The organism is Flagellimonas aurea, assembly GCF_017313785.1.
GTDB lineage: Bacteria > Bacteroidota > Bacteroidia > Flavobacteriales > Flavobacteriaceae > Flagellimonas > Flagellimonas aurea.
Genome location: NZ_JAFLNL010000005.1, coordinates 102,426 through 126,605, shown reverse-complemented (window position 1 = coordinate 126,605; position 24,180 = coordinate 102,426). Strand labels below are relative to the sequence as shown.

At 44.3% G+C, this 24,180-nt stretch carries 23 protein-coding genes and 1 pseudogene; 9 read left to right on the top strand and 15 right to left on the bottom strand.

What is annotated here, in order from left to right:
• Window positions 1–28: 28 nt before the first annotated feature.
• From J0656_RS10565 to J0656_RS10540, 6 genes are all read right to left on the bottom strand, one after another.
• Window positions 29–979 carry a GlxA family transcriptional regulator gene (locus tag J0656_RS10565; protein WP_207033553.1) on the bottom strand — a complete coding sequence of 317 codons (951 nt, stop codon included), beginning with the start codon at window positions 977–979 and terminating at the stop codon, window positions 29–31.
• 2 nt (window positions 980–981) lie between these two features.
• Window positions 982–1,746, bottom strand: a complete 765-nt coding sequence (locus tag J0656_RS10560) for a creatininase family protein (RefSeq protein WP_207033551.1) — start codon at window positions 1,744–1,746, stop codon at window positions 982–984.
• A 76-nt stretch (window positions 1,747–1,822) separates the two neighbouring features.
• Window positions 1,823–3,451 carry an L-glutamate gamma-semialdehyde dehydrogenase gene (gene pruA / locus J0656_RS10555; protein WP_207033550.1) on the bottom strand — a complete coding sequence of 543 codons (1,629 nt, stop codon included), beginning with the start codon at window positions 3,449–3,451 and terminating at the stop codon, window positions 1,823–1,825.
• A gap of 72 nt (window positions 3,452–3,523) precedes the next feature.
• A complete protein-coding gene (gene apaG / locus J0656_RS10550) occupies window positions 3,524–3,910 on the bottom strand; it encodes a Co2+/Mg2+ efflux facilitator ApaG/CorD (protein WP_108247285.1) in 387 nt (128 codons plus the stop codon).
• Window positions 3,911–3,915: 5 nt separating this feature from the next.
• Window positions 3,916–5,169, bottom strand: a complete 1,254-nt coding sequence (locus tag J0656_RS10545; RefSeq protein ID WP_207033548.1) for a DUF3667 domain-containing protein — start codon at window positions 5,167–5,169, stop codon at window positions 3,916–3,918.
• Between the two features lie 30 nt (window positions 5,170–5,199).
• Window positions 5,200–6,453: a type IX secretion system plug protein gene (locus J0656_RS10540; protein WP_207033546.1), complete on the bottom strand. Its 1,254-nt coding sequence runs from the start codon at window positions 6,451–6,453 to the stop codon at window positions 5,200–5,202.
• A 141-nt stretch (window positions 6,454–6,594) separates the two neighbouring features.
• Between J0656_RS10540 and J0656_RS10535 the strand changes: the two genes are divergently transcribed.
• From J0656_RS10535 to J0656_RS10500, 8 genes are all read left to right on the top strand, one after another.
• A complete protein-coding gene (locus J0656_RS10535) occupies window positions 6,595–7,947 on the top strand; it encodes a Na(+)-translocating NADH-quinone reductase subunit A (RefSeq protein ID WP_207033544.1) in 1,353 nt (450 codons plus the stop codon).
• Window position 7,948: 1 nt separating this feature from the next.
• Window positions 7,949–9,199 carry an NADH:ubiquinone reductase (Na(+)-transporting) subunit B gene (locus J0656_RS10530; protein ID WP_207033542.1) on the top strand — a complete coding sequence of 417 codons (1,251 nt, stop codon included), beginning with the start codon at window positions 7,949–7,951 and terminating at the stop codon, window positions 9,197–9,199.
• Window positions 9,200–9,201: 2 nt separating this feature from the next.
• Window positions 9,202–9,951: a Na(+)-translocating NADH-quinone reductase subunit C gene (locus J0656_RS10525; protein ID WP_207033541.1), complete on the top strand. Its 750-nt coding sequence runs from the start codon at window positions 9,202–9,204 to the stop codon at window positions 9,949–9,951.
• A gap of 1 nt (window position 9,952) precedes the next feature.
• On the top strand, window positions 9,953–10,600 hold the full coding sequence (locus tag J0656_RS10520) for an NADH:ubiquinone reductase (Na(+)-transporting) subunit D (RefSeq protein ID WP_207033539.1): 648 nt from the start codon (window positions 9,953–9,955) through the stop codon (window positions 10,598–10,600).
• An 11-nt stretch (window positions 10,601–10,611) separates the two neighbouring features.
• Complete coding sequence (gene nqrE / locus J0656_RS10515) at window positions 10,612–11,352, top strand: NADH:ubiquinone reductase (Na(+)-transporting) subunit E (protein ID WP_207033537.1); 741 nt, start codon at window positions 10,612–10,614, stop codon at window positions 11,350–11,352.
• Between the two features lie 3 nt (window positions 11,353–11,355).
• Window positions 11,356–12,663 carry an NADH:ubiquinone reductase (Na(+)-transporting) subunit F gene (gene nqrF / locus J0656_RS10510; RefSeq protein WP_108247292.1) on the top strand — a complete coding sequence of 436 codons (1,308 nt, stop codon included), beginning with the start codon at window positions 11,356–11,358 and terminating at the stop codon, window positions 12,661–12,663.
• A gap of 85 nt (window positions 12,664–12,748) precedes the next feature.
• Window positions 12,749–13,108, top strand: coding sequence for a DUF8840 domain-containing protein (locus J0656_RS10505; RefSeq protein WP_207033535.1), 360 nt, complete (start codon window positions 12,749–12,751; stop codon window positions 13,106–13,108).
• A complete protein-coding gene (locus tag J0656_RS10500; RefSeq protein WP_207033533.1) occupies window positions 13,109–14,116 on the top strand; it encodes an FAD:protein FMN transferase in 1,008 nt (335 codons plus the stop codon).
• Here the strand turns inward: J0656_RS10500 and J0656_RS10495 are convergent, their stop codons facing one another.
• The 4 genes and pseudogenes from J0656_RS10495 to gpmI form a co-directional block, all read right to left on the bottom strand.
• A complete protein-coding gene (locus tag J0656_RS10495; protein ID WP_207033530.1) occupies window positions 14,117–14,881 on the bottom strand; it encodes a class I SAM-dependent methyltransferase in 765 nt (254 codons plus the stop codon). It lies immediately after the preceding gene.
• A gap of 27 nt (window positions 14,882–14,908) precedes the next feature.
• A pseudogene (locus tag J0656_RS10490) lies at window positions 14,909–15,283 on the bottom strand (GxxExxY protein).
• 48 nt (window positions 15,284–15,331) lie between these two features.
• Window positions 15,332–16,150: a type I methionyl aminopeptidase gene (map, locus tag J0656_RS10485; protein ID WP_207033528.1), complete on the bottom strand. Its 819-nt coding sequence runs from the start codon at window positions 16,148–16,150 to the stop codon at window positions 15,332–15,334.
• A 45-nt stretch (window positions 16,151–16,195) separates the two neighbouring features.
• Window positions 16,196–17,713, bottom strand: a complete 1,518-nt coding sequence (gene gpmI / locus J0656_RS10480; protein WP_207033526.1) for a 2,3-bisphosphoglycerate-independent phosphoglycerate mutase — start codon at window positions 17,711–17,713, stop codon at window positions 16,196–16,198.
• Between the two features lie 207 nt (window positions 17,714–17,920).
• On the opposite strand from gpmI, the gene J0656_RS10475 reads away from it, so the two are divergent.
• Window positions 17,921–18,313, top strand: a complete 393-nt coding sequence (locus tag J0656_RS10475) for an ankyrin repeat domain-containing protein (protein WP_207033524.1) — start codon at window positions 17,921–17,923, stop codon at window positions 18,311–18,313.
• Between the two features lie 101 nt (window positions 18,314–18,414).
• On the opposite strand, the gene J0656_RS20360 is transcribed toward J0656_RS10475, so the two are convergent.
• From J0656_RS20360 to J0656_RS10455, 5 genes are all read right to left on the bottom strand, one after another.
• The gene (locus tag J0656_RS20360; protein WP_313789992.1) at window positions 18,415–18,582 is read right to left on the bottom strand and encodes a DUF6747 family protein; all 168 of its coding nucleotides are present in this window, start codon (window positions 18,580–18,582) and stop codon (window positions 18,415–18,417) included.
• 113 nt (window positions 18,583–18,695) lie between these two features.
• Window positions 18,696–19,460, bottom strand: a complete 765-nt coding sequence (locus tag J0656_RS10470) for a M48 family metalloprotease (RefSeq protein ID WP_207033521.1) — start codon at window positions 19,458–19,460, stop codon at window positions 18,696–18,698.
• 39 nt (window positions 19,461–19,499) lie between these two features.
• Complete coding sequence (locus J0656_RS10465; RefSeq protein WP_207033519.1) at window positions 19,500–20,234, bottom strand: M15 family metallopeptidase; 735 nt, start codon at window positions 20,232–20,234, stop codon at window positions 19,500–19,502.
• 77 nt (window positions 20,235–20,311) lie between these two features.
• A complete protein-coding gene (locus J0656_RS10460; protein ID WP_207033517.1) occupies window positions 20,312–21,478 on the bottom strand; it encodes a T9SS type B sorting domain-containing protein in 1,167 nt (388 codons plus the stop codon).
• A gap of 4 nt (window positions 21,479–21,482) precedes the next feature.
• Entirely contained in the window at window positions 21,483–23,972 is a 2,490-nt protein-coding gene (locus tag J0656_RS10455; protein WP_207033515.1) for a phage tail-like protein, read from the bottom strand.
• Window positions 23,973–24,180: the final 208 nt, after the last annotated feature.

Sequence of the window (24,180 nt, the reverse complement as noted above, 5' to 3'; positions counted from 1 at the left end):
GTATCGGGCCATCAAGATGATTATCCCATTATGGGATGGAGGCATGCTTTTTTAGTAGTGTTCTAAGTTGGTTGCTACTTTTGAGTCCACAGGCCATTGCGGCGGCACTAACCTTGGAACCATTTGTAATCAATTGCTTGGCATGTTCGGCCCTTAATTGTTCCAAGTATTCTCCAATGGTTATTCCCGTTGTGGTTTTGAAAAGTCTGGTGAGGTTTCTTCTGCTCATGTGAACCATTTCGGCCAGTTCCTCGATTTTTATCTTTTTATCAAGGTTTTGGCTCAGTATATCCTGAACCTCATGTATCCGGTTTTCCAAATGGTTCCTATAACGGAGATAAATGCTTAATTGCGGGTCTTTTGATGTTCTTCTTGCATAAATGACTACTTCTTTAGCGATTTTGGAAGCGAATACTGCTCCAAAAAGCTCTTCTATAATAAAAAGGGAAAGGTCGATGCCTGATGAAACACCTGCACTTGAATAGATGTTGTCATCCTTTACGATCAAGCGGTCGGTCAGCACTTCCGTATCTGGAAACCGTTGTTTGAAATCATCGAGGTACTTCCAATGGGTGGTGCACTGCTTGTTGTCTAAAAGCCCTGCAATCCCCAAGAGGTAGGCTCCCGTACAAACAGAACAAATTCTGGCCTTGTACTCGCCCTGCTTTTTCAGCCATTCAAAAAAGCTTTGGTGTTGCTGTATAAATTGTTCTGACAAAAAGAGTTTGGACTCCAACCCCGGTACAAAAAGTAAGTCATTGCTATTCAATTCAAAAGTGTTGAATGGTAAAAGCTCCCCAATGGCAACTCCGGCACTTGATTGCTGTGAAGAGTTCAGGTCTAAACTTAGATAGTGTATTTCTATTTCGGCCCCGTATTCTTTGGCTTCGTAAAAAAGATGGGCGGGACCTGCAAAATCCAAGAGTTGGACTTCTGGTGGTATCAAAAAGAAGACGCGTAATGGATTGCTTTCGGACATTTTTATTGATAGAGGTCGTTGATGTCTGCGTTGGAAATGTCGACCAGTAATTTGCCCATTTTGGCACACACCAAATTGAAGAACGTTTCACCTTTTTCTTTGGAGGCCTTGCTGGGGTCGCCAACCCCTGTATCTTGCGTTACTTTGGACCAAGGTCGCTCGGTCCATGCCCATCCTTCAGAAAATGCTTTGATTTTGTTTTTGAATTCCTTGCCTTCTCCCCAGTCCTCTTTAGGCAGCACCAGTTCGGGGGTTAAATGTAGGATGAGGCTGGTTTCCATTTCATCGGCATGATCGCCCGGTTTTTCAAACACACCCGAATCACTGCCAAGTTTGAACCAATTGGTGACACAAAGGAACATTTCCGGGAAAAGTAATCCCAGTTCCCTGATGATTGCCTTCCAATTATTGCCTCCGTGACTGTTCAAAATCATGAACTTTTTTACTCCTTGTCGGTCCAGTACGGTAATCAAATCCTTTAATATGGCAAATTGGGTGCTTGGGTTTAGGTTCATGTCCAAATAAATGTCCGATTGCCCCGTGTTCACTCCAAACGGTATGGTGGGCAATACAATTACTTTGCTGCCCTGTTCCCATGCAATTCTGGCAGATTCTTCTGCAATCGACGTTCCTTCAATGACATCGGTGGCGTAGGGGAGGTGGTAATTGTGGGCTTCGGTGGCGCCCCATGGCAATATGGCAAGGTCAAAAGATTCATTTTTCAAGTGTTTCCAGTTGGTCTCTGCCAAAATATAGGGTCTGGGCATGTCTTGGATGGGTTAGGTTAAACAAAAAAAGGCCGTCATATTAATATGACGGCCTTGAAGTTAATCGTTTTTGGTGTTATCCCAAAAAAGGATACCTGTAATCCTCGGGGGTCACGAAGGTTTCCTTGATCAAACGAGGGGATACCCATCTGAGGAGGTTCTGCATGGAACCTGCCTTGTCGTTGGTCCCGGAGCCCCTTGCCCCTCCGAAGGGCTGTTGTCCCACAACGGCGCCCGTTGGCTTGTCGTTGATGTAGAAGTTCCCGGCCGCGTTCTGCAGGGCCTTGGTGGCCTCGTCGATGGAGTAGCGGTCGCCGGAGAGCACTGCCCCGGTGAGCCCGTATTCCGATGTGCCGTCCACGAGCTTCAATGTCTCGCCCCAATCCTTGTCCTCGTACACGTAAACCGTCACTACCGGTCCAAAGAGCTCTGTGTACATGGTCTCGTACTGTGGGTCGGTGGTCAAGATCACGGTAGGTTCTATAAAGTACCCTTCGGACTTGTCGTAGTTCCCTCCGGCGATGATCTCTGCATTGTCATCGGCCTTGGCCTGATCTATGTATTTGGCCAATTTGTCAAAGGACCCTTCGTGGATCACCGCGGTGATAAAATTGTCCATGTCCTCCGGGGAGCCCGGCTTGTTGAAGGATGCAATGTCCTTTTTGACCAGTTCCAGAATTTCATCGGCAGTGGACTTTGGCAGGTACACCCGTGATGCCGCGCTACATTTCTGTCCCTGGAACTCGAAGGCCCCACGGCTGATGGCAGTGGCCACTTGTTGCGGTTTTGCCGTCGGGTGCGCGATGATAAAATCCTTTCCACCTGTTTCACCTACGATTCGTGGATATGTTTTGTATTTGTGGATGTTGTTCCCGATCTGCTTCCAAAGGTTCTTGAACACGGTGGTGGAACCGGTAAAATGTATTCCCGTAAAGTCCGGGCTGTCCAGAACGGTGTCGGATATCATAACGGGGTCTCCGTAGACCACGTTGATCACCCCATCGGGCAATCCGGCCTCCTTGAAGACATCGACGATCACCTTGGCGGAATAGATCTGGCTATCGCTGGGCTTCCAGACCACTACGTTGCCCATCATGGCCGCACTGGCGGGAAGGTTCCCTGCAATGGCGGTAAAGTTGAACGGGGTGATGGCGTAGACGAAGCCTTCCAACGGACGGTATTCCACACGGTTCCATACCCCTTCCGAGGATTCGGGCTGTTCGCCATAGATCTGTGCCATGTACTCCACGTTGAACCTCAGGAAGTCCACGATCTCACAAGCGGAATCGATCTCTGCCTGATAGATGTTCTTGGACTGGGCCAGCATGGTGGCGGCGTTCATCTTTTGGCGGTACGGCCCCGCGATGAGCTCGGCGGCCTTGAGGAAGATGGCGCATCGCTGTTCCCAAGTGAGGTCGGCCCAGGCTTCCCTGGCCTCCAGGCAGTTGGCGATGGCCTGCTCCACGTGTTGTTTCTCGGCCAAGTGGTAGTGCCCCAGAATGTGCTTGTGGTCGTGCGGGGGCGACATGGGCCTGGTGTTGCCCGTTCTTATCTCTTCGCTTCCGATGTAAAGAGGAATGTCAACCTCACTGTCGTAAAACGCCTTGTATTGTTTTAGTACTTCTTCTCGTTCGGGGGAACCTGGAGCGTAGCTCAGTACAGGCTCGTTGTATGCTGTTGGAACTTGAAAAAATCCTTTTCCCATAGAAATGTTTTTATTAATTAAACAATTCTACCAAAGGTAATGAAACCTAAAAGGAATATAAAATGGACGGAATTAGTTTATGGCAAACGGTGCGGCAAATTTAAAGGTAGGGATGTCCACTTCAAATTCGTTGGCATTGGTAAAGTTGACCATCTGGTAGTGTCCACGCATTGCCCCAACGGGCGAAGCCAGTAGGCAACCCGAACTATAAGTGTGGGATTTGCCGGGCTTTATAACTGGTTTTCGGCCAATCACCCCTTCTCCGTCGATGGTCTCCATGTCCTTAAGGGCATCGAATACATCCCAGTGCCTTGCGGTAAGCTGCACAGTGTCCTTGCTCAGATTTTCTATGGTTATGGTATATCCGAATGCATAATGCACTTTATAATTCTTAAAGAATGTGCCTTCAAAAGATGTGCGTACCGATACTTTTATTCCTTTGGTTACCTGTGTAAACATAACTATCAATAAGTTAAACCGCTTCCTGCAAACGTGACTATGATCGTGAAAAAGGCCAAGATCATGAATACCGTGTTCAAAAAGACGTATTTCACAATAGTTTTAAATCTTCCTTGTCCGTAGAACTTTCGCATCGCTTTATAAAGATAAAAAGCGAAAATCAACAGAAAAATCCCCGAGCTATTTATATCGAATATGGTATCCAATGTAAGGCTAAGGATGAGCAAGATAAACAAGAGCGACTGATTGTGAAAACTAAAAATAAGATGATCGGTGTAGGTATAATTTTTTCTGATGTATACCAACCAAATGAAGACTGTGAACACTGGCATAAAGAAGAAAATGACAAAAGGGAGCTTGGAAATTGTTTCGTTGACCCAGCTCCCTGGTTTACTTATCACCTTTAAAAGGCTGTTCGCCATATTAAAGGCCATCTTGTTGGATCGACTGCTTTCAATTTGATATTTAGCCCTCGCCTGCTCAAAATTGAACAAGGTATCCTGTTTGATTGCATGTCCAAAAAATTCTGTTTTGCTCAGAAACTTTTCTGTTCCAGATTCACTTTCCAGAGTTTTGAAATAACCCGAAGGGTCGTTGGTCATGAAAGAATCCTTTTCTTGTTCTTGTTCTTGAATACCGTTTATAAAAACACCTAAGGAGTCCAAACCACCAAGTTGTTTGGAAAGCTTAGGGTTGGTGTTTTCGATGGAATCAAGATTGTGAATACCTGTCAAAATATCTGGATTTGACCTTTGTAGGGAGTCTAGGGTTTTTTGCGTTTTGGTAGTTTGTTTTTTCAGGGCTACACTGTCAATTTCAAATCCTCCTTTATCTGTATTGAACTTGAATGGTGAGCCGTTGAATAAGGTGCCATCATATTTTTGGGCGTCTTGGTCCCAAGTATCAAATTGACTATTGTAGGCGAACATCAAAAAATAGAGGAAAGCCAAGCTCAGTAAAAAACGAAACGGGTTGGTGTAGGTTACCCGTTTTCCGTTTACGTAGTCCTTGGTAATTCTACCCGGTCTTAATAAAAGCGCATAAAGCGTTTTTAGGAGTTTAGAGTCATAATTGATCAATCCGGAAAAAAATTCATCAACAAAATCCTTGAGCGTCAGTTTTTTGGTGCTATTGGCCTGGGAACAATTGGGGCAGTACTTATCACTAATGTCCAATGGATGCCCGCAATTCAGGCATTCAACGCCCCTAAACTTTAATTCATAGCGACCCTTGGTGATCAAGCCATCTTTTTTGCCCATACTTTTTTGAGGATTTGGGCCTAAAGATAATTAATTGCTAATATTTTGGGAGTTTACCGAGCCTATACCTATAATACTATCGTACATATCCCCGAAATCTCGATAATATACCAATATAAGGTAGTTGTTTTCAGTAAAATGAAAATTGCCGCTCACCAGATTGGGCTCGATGGATCCGTCTTCTTGTTGAATAACATATTTATAATTGTAAAACCCTTGCTTCATCAAAAGGGTTGCCTCAAACTTTCCGGTTTCCTCGTTGAATACCATTTTGTTTTCATCGGTCAATGCGTAATTGTTGAACTTTCCGATAACGTACACATCGTCCAATCCTATCAAATCGGTGTATGGCAAACTAAAATGAACCTTGGAATATTCTGCCTCTCTTGAAACATCCTCCCCCTGGAGGGTCCTTACCACAAAATCGCCATTAATGTCCGGGAAATAGGTGTATTCTTGGTCAAACCGATATTCATTGGTAAAAAGATAGTGGTGGTATACGTCCCTCATCTCAATTCTTGAAATGGCAAATGTGGGGGAGCGAAGGTCTTTGGTATCGAAGTTCAGGTACTCGTTGCCGCCAAAAAAACTCGTTTCCTCATTGTACTTGTACACGAGTTCCGTACCAATGGTAAATTGTGGTTTGATGTTGTAAAGTGCCGTGGGCCACTGATGGTTCTGTATGATGGCGACCTTGACCTCCTTTTTTGGATTTACCACATTGAAGCCGGCAGTGTTGATATTGAACTGTACTACTTGTTTGGTGTTGATAAAGTTAAAATCCCTGGACCGCTTTACGGTGCCTGCTACGGAGACTGCGTTCTGGTAAACCACAAACCTTCTTGAAAATTGAAGGTCGCCGTAGCTATTGTAGATTTCCAGTACAAAATTGCCGCTGACCGTCAATCGAACATTCTCGTTGGGGATGGAAAGGCGGTAATTGGAGTAGGGCTGAAGTGTGGTGTAGCTGTTCTCGTAGTCGATTATCCGTTGGTTGTCCGCACCGGAAAGATATTGCGATTTGAGTAATTGAGAAGGGGTCCAATCGTAATCACAATGAATGATTTTATAGTAGTAATCCTGTTCGTTGGCCAAAAGGTCATCGAACTCCAAAGTCATTGATTCTCCAAGTTGTATCACGGGAAACTGGTCTTCTGTGGGACCTTTAAAAATCACCGATTTTATATTTTCCGGGGGATTTACTTCTTCCAAAACTTGTCCGGAAACCGAGGGGATTACCAGACCCATCAGAAAAAGAATGTAGGCAAATCGTATCAAGGGCATAATTTTAAGTAAAGGTAAGCAAAAAGTAAGCCAAGGGAATTAAGCCCTTTATAATCCCAATTTTATGGTTAATTATTATGAAAACAATCCTTTTAGTACTATTTTTGCGTTCGATTTTGATAACAAAAGGTCTACAATAATATGTCTAAAGACATCCGGATTAAAAAGGGGTTGAATATCAACCTCGTCGGGGCGGCAGAGCAGACTATTTCCAAAGCCGTTACAAGTAACGTTTACGCCCTGAACCTAGATGATTTCCACGGAATCACTCCAAAAATGTTGATAAAACAAGGGGAAGAGATAAAAGCGGGCGAGCCTCTCTTTTATAACAAGAACAACGAAGAAATGCACTTCGTGTCCCCGGTCAGTGGAGAGCTTGTGGAAATTGTCAGGGGAGCAAGGAGGCGAATCTTAACGCTAAAGATTCTTGCTGATAAAGAACAGGATTACGTAATCAATAAGGTGCCGGATTTGGATACGGCAGATGGTGAGGCCATTAAATCTTACCTATTGCAATGTGGGGGATGGCCTTTTATTAAGCAGAGACCTTACGATGTGATTGCTGATCCCAGTGTTACTCCAAAGGCAATATTCGTTTCTGGATACGCAACTGCGCCATTGGCGGCGGACCCTGATTTTGTGCTTCAAGATAAGGAGCAGGAAATTCAGGCAGCGGTATTGGCATTGAGCAAAATGACCCCGGGAAAAATACATGTGACCGTTGGAAAATCCAATAGGTCCCCGTTCAATAATATTAAAGGAATAGAGCTTCACAAGATCTCTGGTCCACATCCCGCTGGATTGGTGGGTACGCAGATCAATAGGATCGACCCTGTAAACAAAGGTGAAATGGTGTGGACGCTGTCAGCCCAGGACATGGTAATGTTGGGTGAGCTTCTATTGACGGGTAAGTTCAACGCGGAACGAATCGTGGCATTGGCTGGTTCTGTTGTGAAGCAACCGAAATACTATAAAACCAAAATCGGAGCTGAAATCTCCACTTTTCTTTATGCAAGTGGTGTCAATGAAGATAGGTTTAGGTTGATAAATGGAGATGTCCTGACAGGTTCTAAAACAAATACAGAGGGCTACCTTGGATTTTATAATAATACTGTGACGGCTATTCCCGAAGGAGACGATTACGAGTTTTTTGGTTGGAACAAGCCTGTGTTCAATAAAATTTCATCTACCAGGGCATTGACCTTCTCATGGTTGCAGCCAAACAAAAAATATGATCTGGACACCAATACCAATGGAGAGCATAGGGCTTTCGTGGTAACAGGTAGGTATGAAGAGGTCTTTCCTCTGGATATATACCCGCTTCAATTGTTGAAGGCCTGTATGGTTAAGGATTTGGACGAAATGGAGCAATTGGGGCTTTACGAAGTGGCTCCGGAGGATTTCTCCTTGACGGAATTCATATGCATATCAAAACAACCACACCAACAAATAATCAGGGAAGGATTGGATTTGTTGCAAAAAGAACTTGGATAATATGGGCATGAAAGAAAAATTACACCAGTTAAAACTAAAGTATCAGGGCAAAAAAATGGCTCCGGCCTTCAATGCGCTGCATACTTTTCTTTATATGCCGAACGAAACTACCCATTCCGGGGCACACGTTCGGGCGGCGGATGACTTAAAGCGTACCATGAACACGGTAATTATGGCCTTGGTGCCATGTTTGTTGTTCGGTATGTTCAATGCGGGATATCAACATTACTCTGCAATTAATGGTTTTCCGGAGAGCTTTTCTCTTTTTGAACACTTTTTGACATGGGATAACTTCTGGGTCGGTGTTACTACCGTTTTGCCATTGGTGATAGTATCCTATGGCGTAGGTTTGGCGATTGAATTCTTGTTCGCAGTGATCAAGGGCCATGAAGTAGAGGAAGGATACTTGGTGACCGGGATGTTGGTTCCGTTGATCATACCTGTAGATACGCCTCTTTGGATGTTGGCCATCGCGGTAGCGTTTGGTGTTGTTATCGGAAAAGAGGTTTTCGGAGGTACCGGAATGAATATATTGAACCCGGCACTCACCATACGTGCCTTCTTGTTCTTTGCTTATCCAACTTGGATGAGTGGTGATAAAGTGTGGGTTCACGAAGGAGTTGAGAGAGCGGGGACCGCTGATGCTATTTCTGGGGAAACCGTTCTAGGTTCTTTGGCACAGGGCTCTGACTACGCCTATTCGTTGTCCGATATGTTCTACGGATTTATTCCTGGTTCCGTTGGTGAAACATCCACTTTATTGATTCTTTTGGGAGCACTTTTCTTGATTTTCACGAAAATAGCTTCTTGGAGAATTATGGTAAGTGCCGTAGTGGGGGCTTTAGCTATGGGACTTATCTTCAATGGTATCGTAGATGCCGGATGGTTGCCCGAATACAGTAAATTTTATACGTTGATGAGTTTCCCTTACTGGCAGCATTTGTTGGTTGGAGGATTGGCCTTTGGTATTGTGTTTATGGCCACCGACCCTGTAACAGGTTCCCAGACCAATAAGGGTAAATGGTACTATGGATTCTTTATTGGATTCCTTTCGGTAATGATCAGGGTCTTCAACCCGGGATACCCGGAAGGTGTGTTCTTGGCCATCTTGTTGATGAACGTATTTGCGCCTACCATCGACCATTATGTGGTAAAAGGCAACATCAAAAAGAGATTGAAACGATTTAAGACAGCAACCATCTATCCAAAATCTTCGGATGAGGTAGATACACTAAAAACGGAAACAGCTTAATTATGGCAATCAATACAGAAAAAAATAGCTACACTGTAGTATTCGCAGTCTTAATGGTTGTTGTTGTGGGTTCGCTATTGGCATTTGTTGCATCTGGCCTAAAGCCGATGATCGATGAGAACGAACGTTTTGAAAAGCAACAGAACATTTTATACGCCATGGGTGTCAACGAGAATGAGGGAGATGGCGATGTGGCCTTTGTTCCTACTTCGGAAGTTGAAGAAGCGTTTGCAAAATATATAACACAGCAATTGGTGTTGGAAGGCAGCAAAGCAGTAGAAAAACAGGATGCCTACCTGATTAATGTAGAAAAAGCTTTGGCCAAGGCCAAAAGCGGTGAGAAAGCTGAGCTTCCCTTGTTGATAGGTGAAAAAGATGGAGAAAAATTCTATATCATCCCTATGTACGGTAAAGGACTTTGGGATGCTATTTGGGGATATCTTTCCGTGGACGAGAACATGGTGATAAAAGGTGTTTATTTTGACCACCGTGGAGAGACTCCAGGTCTTGGGGCCAACATAAAGCAACGTTTTTTTATGGATGATTTCAAAGGTGAATTGGTTGTTCAGGGCAACACTTATGTTGGAGTTGAGGTTGCTAAGGGAAACAACGACCCTTTGAATAATGAAAAAGAAGATAATCAAGTAGATGCTTTGGCCGGTGCTACCATTACCGGTAACGGTGTTACCGCTATGATAAAGGAAAGCCTAAAGCTATACAAACCTTATTTACAAACTATTAGATCCAATTAATATGGCGCTACTATCAAAAAAAGATGCAAATCTTATAAAAGATCCGTTGGCGGACAACAACCCTATTACCATTCAGGTATTGGGTATCTGTTCAGCGCTAGCGATTACCGCGGAGCTCAAAGCTTCCGTAGTGATGGCAATATCGGTATTGTTCGTACTTGGCGTGGGTAACGTTGTTATCTCATTATTGAGGAACATCATACCTGCAAAAATTAGAATTATCGTGCAATTGGTGGTTGTTGCCGCCTTGGTGATCATAGTGGACCAGGTTTTGAAAGCCTTCGCCTATGAACTCAGCAAGACCCTGTCCGTATTTGTGGGATTGATCATTACCAACTGTATCATTATGGGACGTTTTGAAGCATTCGCTTTGGGTAACGGCCCTTGGAAATCCTTCTTGGATGGTATAGGGAATGCATTGGGATATGGTGTGATTCTTGTAATAGTTGGTTTCTTTAGGGAACTATTGGGCTCTGGAACACTTTTCGGAATGAAAGTTTTGGGGGACCCTGTTACAAAAACAGGACTGTACTCCATCGGATATGAAAATAACGGCTTTATGATCATTCCTCCAGCAGCATTGATTGTGGTGGGAATCATTATCTGGGTACAACGTTCTCGAAATAGAGCATTAATTGAAGAAGCATAAACTGAGGAAACATGTTAGAGCATTTAGAACTATTTTTTAGATCAATCTTCGTAGACAATATGGTGTTTGCGGTCTTTTTGGGAATGTGTTCCTATTTGGCCGTATCCAAAAAAGTTTCCACAGCCGTAGGTCTTGGCGCGGCCGTAATATTCGTTTTGGGTGTTACCGTGCCATTGAACTGGTTATTGGATCAATATTTATTGCAAGATGGAGCCTTGGTTTGGTTGGGACCGGAATATGCCGATTACGACCTGAGCTTTCTGTCCTTTATCCTATTTATCGCCACCATTGCAACAATGGTACAATTGGTGGAAATCGTAGTGGAAAAGTTCTCTCCATCGCTGTATAACTCCTTGGGTATTTTCTTGCCGTTGATTGCAGTAAACTGTGCGATTCTGGGAGGTTCGCTTTTTATGCAGACCAGAGAAATTCCAAATATAGGTTTGGCGTTGAATTATGGAATCAGTTCTGGTATCGGATGGTTCCTTGCCATTTTGGCCATAGCCGCCATACGCGAAAAAATCAGATATTCCAACGTTCCTGCACCCTTGCGTGGACTTGGAATTACATTTATCATTACAGGCTTAATGGGAATAGGGTTCCAAAGCTTTGGTGGAATGCTCACAGGAGACAATGAGCCACCAGAGGAAACCCAGACAACCACCGCTAAAGCTGAGGATGAAAAGGAAATTAAGAAGGAGATTGATGACAAGGAAAAAGCGATCTCTTATAACGAAGCCATAAACAAATAGAAGATGATATTAGCCGCAAGTACCGGAGGTACTATTCTAATTACCGTAGTAGCGTTTCTTGTTTTGTTGTTGATTTTGGTAGCACTTTTGCTGTTTACCAAAGAAAAGCTATCTCCATCAGGACCAGTTACGATCACCATTAATGGTGAAAAAGAATTGGAAGTTGGTTCAGGAGGGTCTTTGTTGTCAACCTTGGGTAATCAAAAGATATTCTTGCCATCCGCATGTGGTGGAGGAGGAACCTGTATCCAATGTGAATGCCATGTGCTTTCCGGTGGAGGAGAGGCCTTGCCAACAGAAACACCTCACTTCTCTAAAAAGGAGTTGAGCGAGGGTGCTCGTTTGGCCTGTCAGGTCAAGGTTAAGCAAGATATGAACATCACTATACCAGAAGAGGTGTTTGGTATCAAAAAGTGGGATGCCAAAGTGGTTCGTAACTATAACGTGGCCTCTTTTATCAAGGAGTTTGTGGTAGAGATTCCAGAAGATATGAACTATAAGGCAGGTGGCTATATCCAAATTGAGATTCCACCTTGCGAAGTAAAATATTCAGATATTGACATTACCGCTCACCCAGAAGAACATGAGACACCGGACAAGTTTCAAGCCGAGTGGGATAAGTTCAACCTATGGCCATTGGTAATGAAGAATCCTGAAACTGTAGAAAGAGCCTATTCCATGGCCTCTTACCCAGCAGAAGGAAGAGAGATTATGCTGAACGTTCGTATTGCTACCCCACCTTGGGACCGTAACAAAAATGGATGGATGGATGTGAATCCAGGTATTGCCTCTTCATATATCTTTAGCTTGAAGGAAGGTGATCCAGTAACCATTTCTGGACCGTTCGGTGAATTCTTTATTAATGAGTCCGAAGCAGAAATGCTTTACGTAGGTGGTGGTGCCGGTATGGCGCCAATGCGTTCTCACTTGTACCACTTGTTCAAAACATTAAAGACCAATAGAAAAGTTACTTATTGGTATGGGGGTCGTTCCAAAAGAGAATTGTTCTATATTGATCATTTCAAGCAATTGGAAAAGGATTTCCCTAACTTCAAATTCTATATGGCACTTTCAGAACCAATGGAAGAAGATAACTGGAAGGTTAAAGAGAATATTGATGCTGAAGGAGATGGTTTTGTTGGGTTTATTCACAACTGTGTTATCGATAACTACTTGAACCATCACGAAACCCCTGAAGACATAGAACTATACTTCTGTGGTCCGCCATTGATGAACAAAGCTGTTCAGAAAATGGGCGAGGACTTTGGTATTCCAGATGAGAACATAAGGTTCGATGACTTTGGAGGATAATCCAGAACATATAATCACCTCGAGCATTGTCGAGAGGAATTTATAAAACCAAACCGATGCTCAAGCATCGGTTTTTTTGTTGCCTATGGGAAGAGAACTAACAGAACAGGAATTGCACAACTTGGCCATGAACATAGTGGGCCGGGAGCTGGAAGCGGATGGTTTTGAGTTTATGGCCATCAACAGTAAGCTCAAAAAGAACCCTCAGTACGTGTGCCTTAAGGAAAAGGTGCTGCATTTTATTGTAGTGCGCAATGTGGAATTTCCCTTGAATCCAAGGGAATACGATGAAGAATTGATGCGCACCGTTAAGGACCATGCCGAGAAATTTGAGGCCCGGACTTATTTCGCAGGGGTTGGACTCTCCAACGCATCGGACCGGACGGAACCGTTGTTTTTGGATGAAGAATATGTAGTGGACTATCAAGGATTAATAGAGATATAGATGAGAAAAATTGTACTCTTATTGGGATTCGCCGTTTTGTTTTTTGGCTGCACCCAGAAGAAAGGGCAGATAAAGAACCAGGCCTGGGGCAATGCTCTTGGCACTACCTATTCCATTATTTACATTGCCGATGGGGAGTTGGACTATCAACAGGAAATAGATTCTGTTTTTCAAGTGCTCAACCAATCTATGTCCACCTATATCCCTTCTTCCGACATTTCCAAGATCAATGAAGGTGACTCCACTGTAGTTGTGGATGATATGTTCAAAGAGGTGTTTGATGTTTCTAGCGACGTACACAAGGCTTCAAACGGCTATTTTGATCCCACTATCGGTGTTTTAGCGAATGCGTGGGGATTTGGTCCGGGAAACCAGATGGAGCTTGACAGCCTTCGTGTGGACAGTTTATTGGGCTATGTGGGATGGGGGAAAGTTAAATTGAACTCAGATAACACCATATCAAAGGAACATCCATCTATCCGTTTTGATTTTAATGCGGTGGCCAAAGGTTATGCGATAGATAGACTGGGGGCCATGTTGGATGCCAAAGGTATCGAGAATTACCTCGTTGAAGTAGGGGGCGAAGTGCTCGCCAAGGGCACCAATCTGGATTCAGGAAAACAATGGACGGTCGGTATTGATGACCCTCAGGTGGAAACAGGTCGTGAATTGAAACAAATTGTATCTCTAGAGGATATGGCCATGGCTTCCTCGGGCAACTACAGAAAGTTTCGGATAGACCCTGAGACAGGCGAGAAATACGTGCATACCATCAACCCAAAAACAGGATACACCAAAAACTCCAATGTTTTGGCGACCAGTGTGGTGGCAAAAACCTGTGCCGTGGCCGATGCTTATGCAACAACCTTTATGGCGATGGATCTGGAGGAGTCCAAAGAAGTACTTGCGAATCATGATGAGCTGGAAGCATACATCATCTATTTGGATGAAAACGGGGAGACTAAGGAATTTTTTACTCCGGGTTTCGAGAAGTTGGTCAAAAAATGATTATTTCCTGACTAGAGGAATAATCTCCCCCTTCGCCAAGCGATATTTTTCAACGGCTTCCTTTGGAAGAATACTCGTGTAATCCACTTCTTCCACAGTGAAACCTATGCTGCGAAGCTTATCAAAATAGTCCCTTCCATAGATGCGGACATGGTCGTATTGACCAAAAATGCGGGCACGTTCCTTTCGGTCGGTAATGGTGTTATCTTCAAAGGTCTTTTCCCTTTTCAGGTCCTGCGGAATTTGAAAGATGCCCCATCCGCCTGGTTTCAAAACTCGATATAGTTCTTGCATGGCCTTGGTGTCATCCGGAATATGTTCCAAAACATGGTTGCATAAGATGACATCAAAGGAATTATCGGAAAAGGGTAGGTTGCAAATATCAGCCTTTACATCTGCCAAAGGTGAATTGAGGTCGGTAGTGGTGTAATCTAGATTGTCCAACTTTTTGAAACGTTTATAAAACGCCTGTTCAGGCGCGAAGTGGAGCAATTTTAATGGAGCGTTGAAAAATTCCGTTTCATTTTTTAAATATAGCCACAATAAGCGGTGCCGCTCCAAGGATAGGGTAGAAGGAGAGAGTACGTTCTCCCTGGGACTCTCATATCCATAGGGTAAAAATTTCTTGAATGATTTGCCATCAATAGGGTCTGTGAATCTGTTTCCTTTGAGTGATAACGCAATTATTGGTCTCACCCAATAACTTAACCTGATCAGTATGGGCCTAGGAATTAGATTTAGGAAGTATTTAAAAATTTTTGACACGAATCACACGGATTTTTACCAATTGATTTATAGTATTACTCTTTTGTAGGATAAGCTATCCTCACCAAAATTTACAATTAGACCCAACTTCATATTGGAAGCTGCTAGGTAATTCACCGTTTGTTTCACATGACCACTATTTATTTTTTCCACAGCTTTGAGTTCTAGGATTATTTTGTCGTCCACTAAAAAGTCAGCGAATTAGTGATGTTTCAAGATGTTGCCTTTATAGGTGATATTGAATTTAGCTTCTTTTTGATACGGAACACCGTTCGACTTTAGTTCCAACTCCAATGCTTCTCCATAGACTGCTTCATTGAATCCTTTACCAAGTTCATTATAGATGTCCATGCATAGGCCAATGATGAAGTAGGACTCATTTTTATAAATGATTTGGGACATTTATTTGAGTAATTGGTGAAATTCGTGTCAAAATAAAAAATACTTACACTAAAGCACCAACTTCTTGCTTCGGAACTCATCCTCTTCATCGCTGGTAATGCCCAACGCATCATAAATATATTGAAAAGTGGATAGGAGTTCAGGTTTGCCGTCTACAAGGGCCACATCGTGCTCAAAGTGGGCGCTCGGCTTTCCATCCGCCGTTAGAATGGTCCAACCATCTTTCAGTTGTTTTATTCGTCTTGTGCCCATGTTGATCATAGGCTCAATGGCCACAACGGTTCCATTTACAAATTTTTTGCCCCGCCCCCTTTTCCCATAATTGGGCATTTGAGGGTCTTCATGTAGTTCACGGCCCAAACCATGTCCCACCAATTCACGCACAACTCCATAGCCATGGTCTTCCGTGTACTTTTGGATGGCATAGGCCACATCGCCCACACGATTGCCCAATGTAAACTCTCTAATTCCCAAGTAAAGTGATTCTTTGGTGACCTTGAGCAGTTTTTTGGTTTCCTCGGCCACCTCGCCAACTTCAAAAGTATAAGCGTGGTCACCATAGAACCCATTTTTGACGGCCCCACAATCCACGGAAACAATATCGCCGTCTTTCAAAGTTTCGTTGCCGGGTATGCCGTGCACTACTTGCGCATTTGGGCTCCAGTTAAGGGTGTTCGGAAAATCGTACATGCCCAAAAATCCGGGTACGGCTCCTTGTTCACGGATAAATTCCTCCGCCATTTTATCCAACTTTAGCGGATTGGCACCTGGCTTGATTTCCTTGGCCAACATGCCCAATGTTCTGGATACTACCAAAGCGCTTTCGCGCATCAACTCAATTTCCTCTGCTGTCTTTACTTGAATCATAGCCGCAAAGATAAATTGATTCTATGGATTTTAAAGAATGTTTGCTTAAACCAATGGTTTTTGAGTCATCAATTCGGGTTGTGGTACACCGATCATTTTAAGAATGGTCGGGGCAATATCTCCCAAAACACCGCTTTTCACCTCTTTGATATCGCTGTCCACCAAAATAAGTGGTACGGGGTTGGTGGTGTGTGCCGTGTTGGGGCTACCATCGGGATTGATCATGGTATCGCAGTTTCCGTGATCGGCAATTACGATAGTGGAATAGCCGTTCTCCAAGCCGGCGGTAATCACGTCCTTGGCACATTGGTCAACGGTTTCACATGCCTTAATGGCTGCTTCCATGACACCTGTGTGCCCAACCATATCCGGATTGGCAAAGTTGAGACAGACAAAATCGGCCTCCCCTTTTTTAAGTTCGGGGATAATCGCATCACGGATGTCGTATGCACTCATTTCTGGTTGAAGGTCGTACGTCGCAACTTTCGGGGAAGGGCAGAGTATGCGTTCTTCGCCATCAAAAGGTTCCTCGCGCCCTCCGTTGAAGAAGAAGGTAACGTGCGGATATTTTTCAGTCTCGGCGATACGTATCTGCTTTTTACCATTTTTGGCTAGGGTCTCACCAAGGGTCTCCTTTATATTTTCTTTGTTGAATATGATTTTGATTCCGTTGAAGGATTCATCATAATTCGTCATGGTAACGTAATACAGGTCCAGTTTGTGCATGTTCTGCTCATGGAAATCCTGTTGGCTCAACGCTTGGGTAAGCTCACGGCCACGGTCGGTCCTAAAATTGAAGAAAATTATCACATCACCATCTTGAATCTTGGCAACCGGGGCATTGGTAGCATCCGTCATTACCAAAGGTTTGATGAACTCGTCGGTAACGCCTTCATCATAACTTTTTTGCATGGCCTTGCCTATGTGCTGTGTTTTTTCACCATCGGAATTTACAAGGACATCATAGGCCATTTTAACGCGTTCCCAACGTTTATCACGGTCCATGGCGTAGTATCTTCCGATTACGGTAGCCAACTTGGTCTTTTTGTCGGAACAGTAATTATCAAGGTCTACCAAAAAGCCCTTTCCGCTTTTGGGGTCAACATCACGCCCGTCGGTAAATGCATGCACAAAGGAATTTTCCACACCATTTTCGTCGGCGGCTTTTATGAGTGCTTTTAGGTGGTCGATATGGCTATGTACGCCGCCATCGCTCACCAAGCCCAAAAAGTGGACAGGTTTGTTGTTGGCCTTGGCGTAGTCAAAGGCTTCCTTGAGTACTACTTCATTTTTTAAGGTGTCTTCTTTTACGGCTTTGTTGATTTTGGCCAAGTCTTGGTAAACGATTCTTCCCGCACCAAGGTTCATGTGCCCCACCTCGCTGTTTCCCATCTGTCCTTCGGGCAGACCAACGTTCATTCCGTCGGTGTGCAGGTCCGCATCAGGATATTTGGTATATAGTGAATCAATGAATGGTGTATTGGCTTTTTCGATGGCCGAAACTTTTGGGTCTGGAGATTTTCCCCAGCCGTCCAAAATCATAAGAATAACCTTTTTGTTCATAGTAACATATTGTACCACAAAAATAAAATGTTCTCCTTGGATGCCCTAGCTTTTTGTTAAAATTCTAATTATGAAGTTGTTAATTATTTTATGTTAAAATTGCAGAGTTGTTAAAAATAAGTTATTTAACTGTTAATCGTGTAACACTGTCTGTTTTTAGAAGTCTATTTTTATAACAAGTAAATTCATTAATCAAAAACAATCATCATGAAAAAAACAATTTTCACAGTGGCTGCATTTTCCATGTTGGCCCTAAGCGGCCTTTCTGCCAACGAACTCAAAACAACTGATTTTGGAACCTCTATTGAACTGGTAAGTCCGGACGAGCTCAGCAGTTTTTGCAAAGCTGTAATGCAGGGCGATGTGGACACCGTTAAAAAATTGATTGAACTTGGCGAGGATGTCAACCAAAAATCTTTGGGAAAAGCTCCTATCCATTATGCGGCCCGTTACAATAAGGCAGAGGTCTTAAAAGTGCTCATTGAAAATGGGGCCGACCTAAAAAAGCGCTGTGATGGCGGCATGACTGCCATGAAGTATGCAAAATTGTCCAACGCAACAGAGGCACAAGCCGTGTTGGAAGCTGCTATGAAAAAATAGAAAAGGAGTTTATTCGTCCAATGAAAAGGCCCCAACAAATTGTTGGGGCCTTTTTTCATTTCACAAATTTAGTGTCCCTGCAAAAGAGTGTGTCTCGCGGCTTAGAACTCAAAGCCAGTAAAAGCTCTGTATAAAAATGCATATACAGCCAATAAAAACATGGCGGCACAGAATATTGAGTATCCCTTTAAAAAGAATACAACAAAGCTAGGTTTGCAATCGTCAAATGCCTCTAAATAGAGATCTTTAAAGTGTAATAGTGTTCCCATATGTTCTCTCTTTTTATAGCATAAAAGATCAAGAGAACGTAGGTAGGATTCGGGTTCATTCAAAGATACGGAAATAAAGGCAAAGCACTTTTTTAATCGATGAACCGCCGATTCTATCGACCTGAATATTTATCGATGGATTCCTTGATTTTTTCGATCCTGTTCTCGGGGTCGGGGTGAGTGCTCTGGAATTCGGGAACCCGGTTTGGTCCGGCAGCGGCTTTCAGTATTTTCATTACCTCGATCATCTCGTTGGGGTCGTAACCGGATTCGATCATAAACAACACCCCAAGGTCATCGCTCTCCAGTTCGTCGCCCCTGCCATTGGTCAAAAGGGTATTTTGGCCGATACCTGCCACCACGTTGCCCATGTCGCCACCTACCGATGCCCCGGTGGCCAAAGTTTGCCAAAAACTGCTCTCGGCAATACGCTCGGCGGAGTGCCTGCCGATCACATGGCCTATTTCGTGGCCCAGTACGCCCGCAAGTTGTGCCTCGTTGAGCTGGGAGAACAGGGCATAGGTGATAAATATTTGTCCGCCCGGCAAAGCAAAGGCATTAATGGTACGGTCGTCCGCTAACAGGTGGAACTCATAGCGATAAGGTGTCTCGCTGGCCACACTGTTTTGGACGAGTTTGTTGCCCACTTTGTCCACTAAATTTTGAAGACGCTCATCGGGATAGAGGCCGCCGTGCTGTTGTGCCATTTCAGGCGCACTTTGCAGCCCAATGGCAATCTCCTGCTCCGCGGTCATGTCGATGTTCTGGGTTCGCCCGGTGTACGGGTTTTCTTCTTGGTTGCTGCATCGGCGGATGAATGCGAAGGCAACAATGGCCAAACCGATAAGGATGCGTATCCTCCAACTACCTCTTCTCATGGTATAGCGTTATAGTCAGTTGAAGATACGAAAAAACACTTATAGCAATACTGGGTTGATGTCCAAAATATTGTCCTGAATATACGTTTTTATGAACCCTGCGGTAAAGTGTTGGCTACCCAAGAAACTCTCTTCCTGCAACAACTTGAGGATATTGAGTTTTCTATAGGCCGTTAGCATGGGAATGGAAATGGGGGCATAGCTGTAATGCCAAGGTTCGTATTTGAAGCCCCTTCTTCTAGGGTTGTCGGTGTAGACCAGATAGAAGCCATATTTGGTCGAGTTTTCGTCCAACCAAAGTTTGAAGCCTTCGTAAGGGCCGCCCGCCTCAAATTTTTCGGGGACAAGCACGTCTCCCGATGCCTTTGGGAAGCCATCTATAATATCGATGTCCGTGCCCCAGTGATGCCTGCTGGTTCCGGGAATCGTGGAATATTCTATGATTTTTTCAATGGCATCTAACGGGGACATGCCGGATTCTTGCGTGTAGTTCAGGTATTTGCGTTCCCAAATGCGCTGTTGATGGTAATAATCGCGAAAACTGGACACCATTTTAATATCGAACCCATCCGAATAGGCCGCTTTTTTCATTTCCAAAAAGGAGTTGTAGGCCTCTTCCCTTAAATTGATGCCTTCGCCAAAAAGTTGTACGTCCGCTTTGCCCATGAGCTCCTCGGTCGAGTATTTGGGTTCGGCGAAATAGGGAAATACGGGTGGAAGGGCACAGGCCATGCCGGATGCCGCGGTATTTTTTAAAAAGCTCCTTCTTTTCATGAAACAAATTTTGCCCCAAGTTAAGAAGTATTTTTAATTCCTGCTTTTGAAAAATTCTGGAGGGAAAGACTGATTTTTTACTTGTCCAAAAATAGGAAGCCATTATATTCCAGTCCAAGGTCGTCCAAGGTCACCAGATAAAAATAAACACCTTCCGGCAGTCCGGTCGCTTGGTTGGGAACCATGCTGCCCGTGTTGGCCACGCCCCTGAACTCGTTGGTATAGTTGATTCTTTCAAAAACCTTTTGTCCGTAGCGGTTAAAGATGCGCAAACTGTTGTTCGGGGATTCCTCCATACCGTCAATGACCAAAAAGTCGTTGATGCCGTCACCATTCGGGCTCAAAAAATAATTCCCCAACGTGGGGTTGTTCACGGCAAAAGTATCTGTCGGAAGCGGAACCGTACCAAAGGTAATGGCCGCATAATCGTTGGGCACAAAGGTCTCCGAGGTTACAAAACCATTGGTGATATCGCCACTATAAGCGGTGTTCCCGATAACCACCCATTGGTTGGACGATTTGTTCCAGCCCACTACGATTATGGATTCCACCGTGGCGTTCGGAATGGTGATCAGGCTGCTACGGGTGTTCCACGAAATGGTGACCTGAACGGGCACATTGCCCTGTAGTATCCAGAATTCCCTATCGGTCACCGTACCAATGTTGTTCACTTTTTCTTCTACATTAAAAGTTTGTGAAAGGGAAGTGGGGGCGGAAGGGTTTTCAAAAAAATAGGCACAAATGGCCCGTGGTACACTGCCCTGGGCATTGAACGTCAACGGACGGAGCTGCTCTGCATCGCCTACCGGAAAGGAGAACACGTTGCGGTTGTTCACCTCGGCAAAGCCGACGACTTTGGAAGCGTTGCTCTCCCCGCCAAAAAAGCCGTCTTCCATAAAATTTAGGTTGACCGTTGGCGTGTTGGTGGGCGTTAAAAAATCACCCAGTATAAAATTAACGTTGTTCCGGACCATAAGCGGGATGTCCAAAAACACATTGTTGTCCATCAAGATCTCCGTGTCCCAAAAAGTGGGGGGTATGCTCCCTGTGACCATAATGGGGCGGTTGCCGTAAAAACCGACCAGCCCGGTGGTTTGGTCAAAGTTGGCATCGTTGATCAAATTGGTGTGCAGGCCCACTTGGGCATTGTTGTGCACGGTAAAGTTGCCACTATTGTACAGCCCCTCTTGGGCCAAGGCAACACTTACCGATAACAAAAATGCTATGTGGAGGAAGGGTTTCAAAGAATTATAAGTTTGTTACTGTAAAATACCAACTAGAATCTACAGGGGAATAAAGTATATTGTCAACCACAACTGAGTGTGTGTGAGGGTCTACGGTTGTTGGGGTCGTTGGGTCTTGTGTTTCATAGAAATCTGCCATTGGAAAAGGGGCATAGATAGTTACATCAAACCCGTTAACTGTTGGGTTTGATACTTCTATCGTTGTTCCTGGCTGTGGTTGGTTTAAAACAGTTAGTTGAACAATATAATTTACATCACCCGCAGGTCTAGGAGTAGCAAATTGTACAGAATAATTACCAGTACTGGTTCTTGTTACACCCGAACCTGCTGCTGGCAGTGCGACTCCAGATGCATTCACAATTGTTGCGTTATTATTTACTCTGCCGAGAGCTACCACGGGATTTGTAACAGCGACATTAAAATCTTGTCCGGAGGGAGTAACAGTAATTCCATCTCCTTCGGAAACAGTAGGTGTATCTATTAGAATCCAGTTCGTTCCGTCCCATTGCATGAGCTGTCCGTTGGTTGTTCCGTCCTCAAGTTTTGCACGAGTAACGTTTGCATCGAGTATTTTATTTGTAGTGACCGCTCCGTCCGCAAGTTCGTCGGTATCTATTCCCCCGTCAAGCACGTCCAAAGTCAAAGGGTCTGCCTGTGTTCCAGTTCCGTTCAGTGCAAGGGACCCGTTTAATGTTGCGTCGGTTACTTCGTTCCCTATAATACCATCCGTTTCTGTGATGTTCAATGCCGATTCATCAATAAGGACCCAGTCGGTTCCGTCCCATTGCATAAGCTGTCCTGTGGTTGTACCATCCTCAAATTTTGCACGAGTAACATTTGCATCTAGTATTTTGTTTGTAGTGACCGCTCCGTCCGCAAGTTCATCGGTATCTATTCCCCCGTCAAGCACGTCCAAAGTCAAAGGGTCTGCCTGTGTTCCGGTTCCGTTCAGTGCAAGGGATCCATTTAATGTTGCGTCGGTTACTTCGTTCCCTACAATACCATCTGTTTCTGTGATATTCAGGGATGTTTCATCGACGAGTACCCAGTCGGTTCCATCCCATTGCATGAGCTGTCCGTTGGTTGTTCCGTCCTCAAGTTTTGCACGAGTAACGTTTGCATCGAGTATTTTATTTGTAGAGACCGCTCCGTCCGCAAGTTCGTCGGTATCTATTCCCCCGTCAAGCACGTCCAAAGTCAAAGGGTCTGCCTGTGTTCCAGTTCCGTTCAGTGCAAGGGACCCGTTTAATGTTGCGTCGGTTACTTCGTTCCCTATAATACCATCCGTTTCTGTGATGTTCAATGCCGATTCATCAATAAGGACCCAGTCGGTTCCGTCCCATTGCATAAGCTGTCCTGTGGTTGTACCATCCTCAAATTTTGCACGAGTAACATTTGCATCTAGTATTTTGTTTGTAGTGACCGCTCCGTCCGCAAGTTCATCGGTATCTATTCCCCCGTCAAGCACGTCCAAAGTCAAAGGGTCTGCCTGTGTTCCGGTTCCGTTCAGTGTAAGGGATCCATTTAATGTTGCGTCGGTTACTTCGTTCCCTACAATACCATCTGTTTCTGTGATGTTTAGTAATGTTTCGTCAACAAGAACCCAGTCGGTCCCGTTCCATCGCATGAGCTGTCCGGAAGTTGTTCCGTTGGCTATTTTGTCGAGGGTAACAGCATCATTCGCGATATCCTCTTCAAGAATCGTGCTGTTCAATATTTTATTTGAAGTAACCGCATTATTGGCAAGTTCGTTTTCCGTGATTCCAAGTGGAGAAACCCCAAGCGTATATGGGTCACCGGCATCTCCATTTCCAGAACGTGTCAAGGTTCCATCGGTGACATCCACCACCTCATTACCTATAACGCCATCGGCTTCAGAAATCTGTAGATCAGATTCTAAGATAAGTTGCCATTCGCCTTCGGCCCCTGCGTTTCCGTTCCATAAGATAATTTGTCTCGTTAGGTCATCGCCATCAGAAAAAATCCGCAAAGGGTCTACGGAACTGATTGCGATTTTTTCTCCGCGAATAGTACCGTTGGCTATATCCCTGCCTTCAATTGAAAAGTTTTGTATGTTACTTCCTGTGATTTCTCCAACCTCAAAGTTGTAATTGGTGCTGCCATCCCCATTGTCCGTAGTGGTGATTACAACGGTGCTGTCCAAGGTATTGGAGTATAGCTGGCTCATATAATCGTCGCGGGTGCTTACGGTAAACGAATCATCCAGCGCCTCACAGATATTGATCCATGCCGTGCCATCGTAGTAGTGCAGGCAGTTTTGGTCCGTGTTGTACACCAAGGCACCGCGCAACGGGCTTATGGCGCTCATTTGGGCATCGGTTACTCGGGAGATCACCAAGGCACGCGAGGTACTCTCCAACTCCAGTAACGAGGCCGGGTTCAAGTTCTGGGGGTTATCACCGATTTTTACCTGTGCGGTCAACGAGTTGATCGCCAATAGGCCTATGATGGTGTAGATTAGTGCAGTTTTCACAGTGTTTGTTTATTTGAGGATTTTCCAAACGTAAAAACAAAACTATACTTATGTTTTAATATCTTTAATAAATACCGTCCAAACACGAAATTCACAGGTGAATGGAACCACCTTTGGTATATTTGTTGGGCACAGAATTAACAAAAGTTTAGAACGGCTTAATTTTTTTTATGCCGTTCATGGACTTTCTTTAACTGATACTAAATAC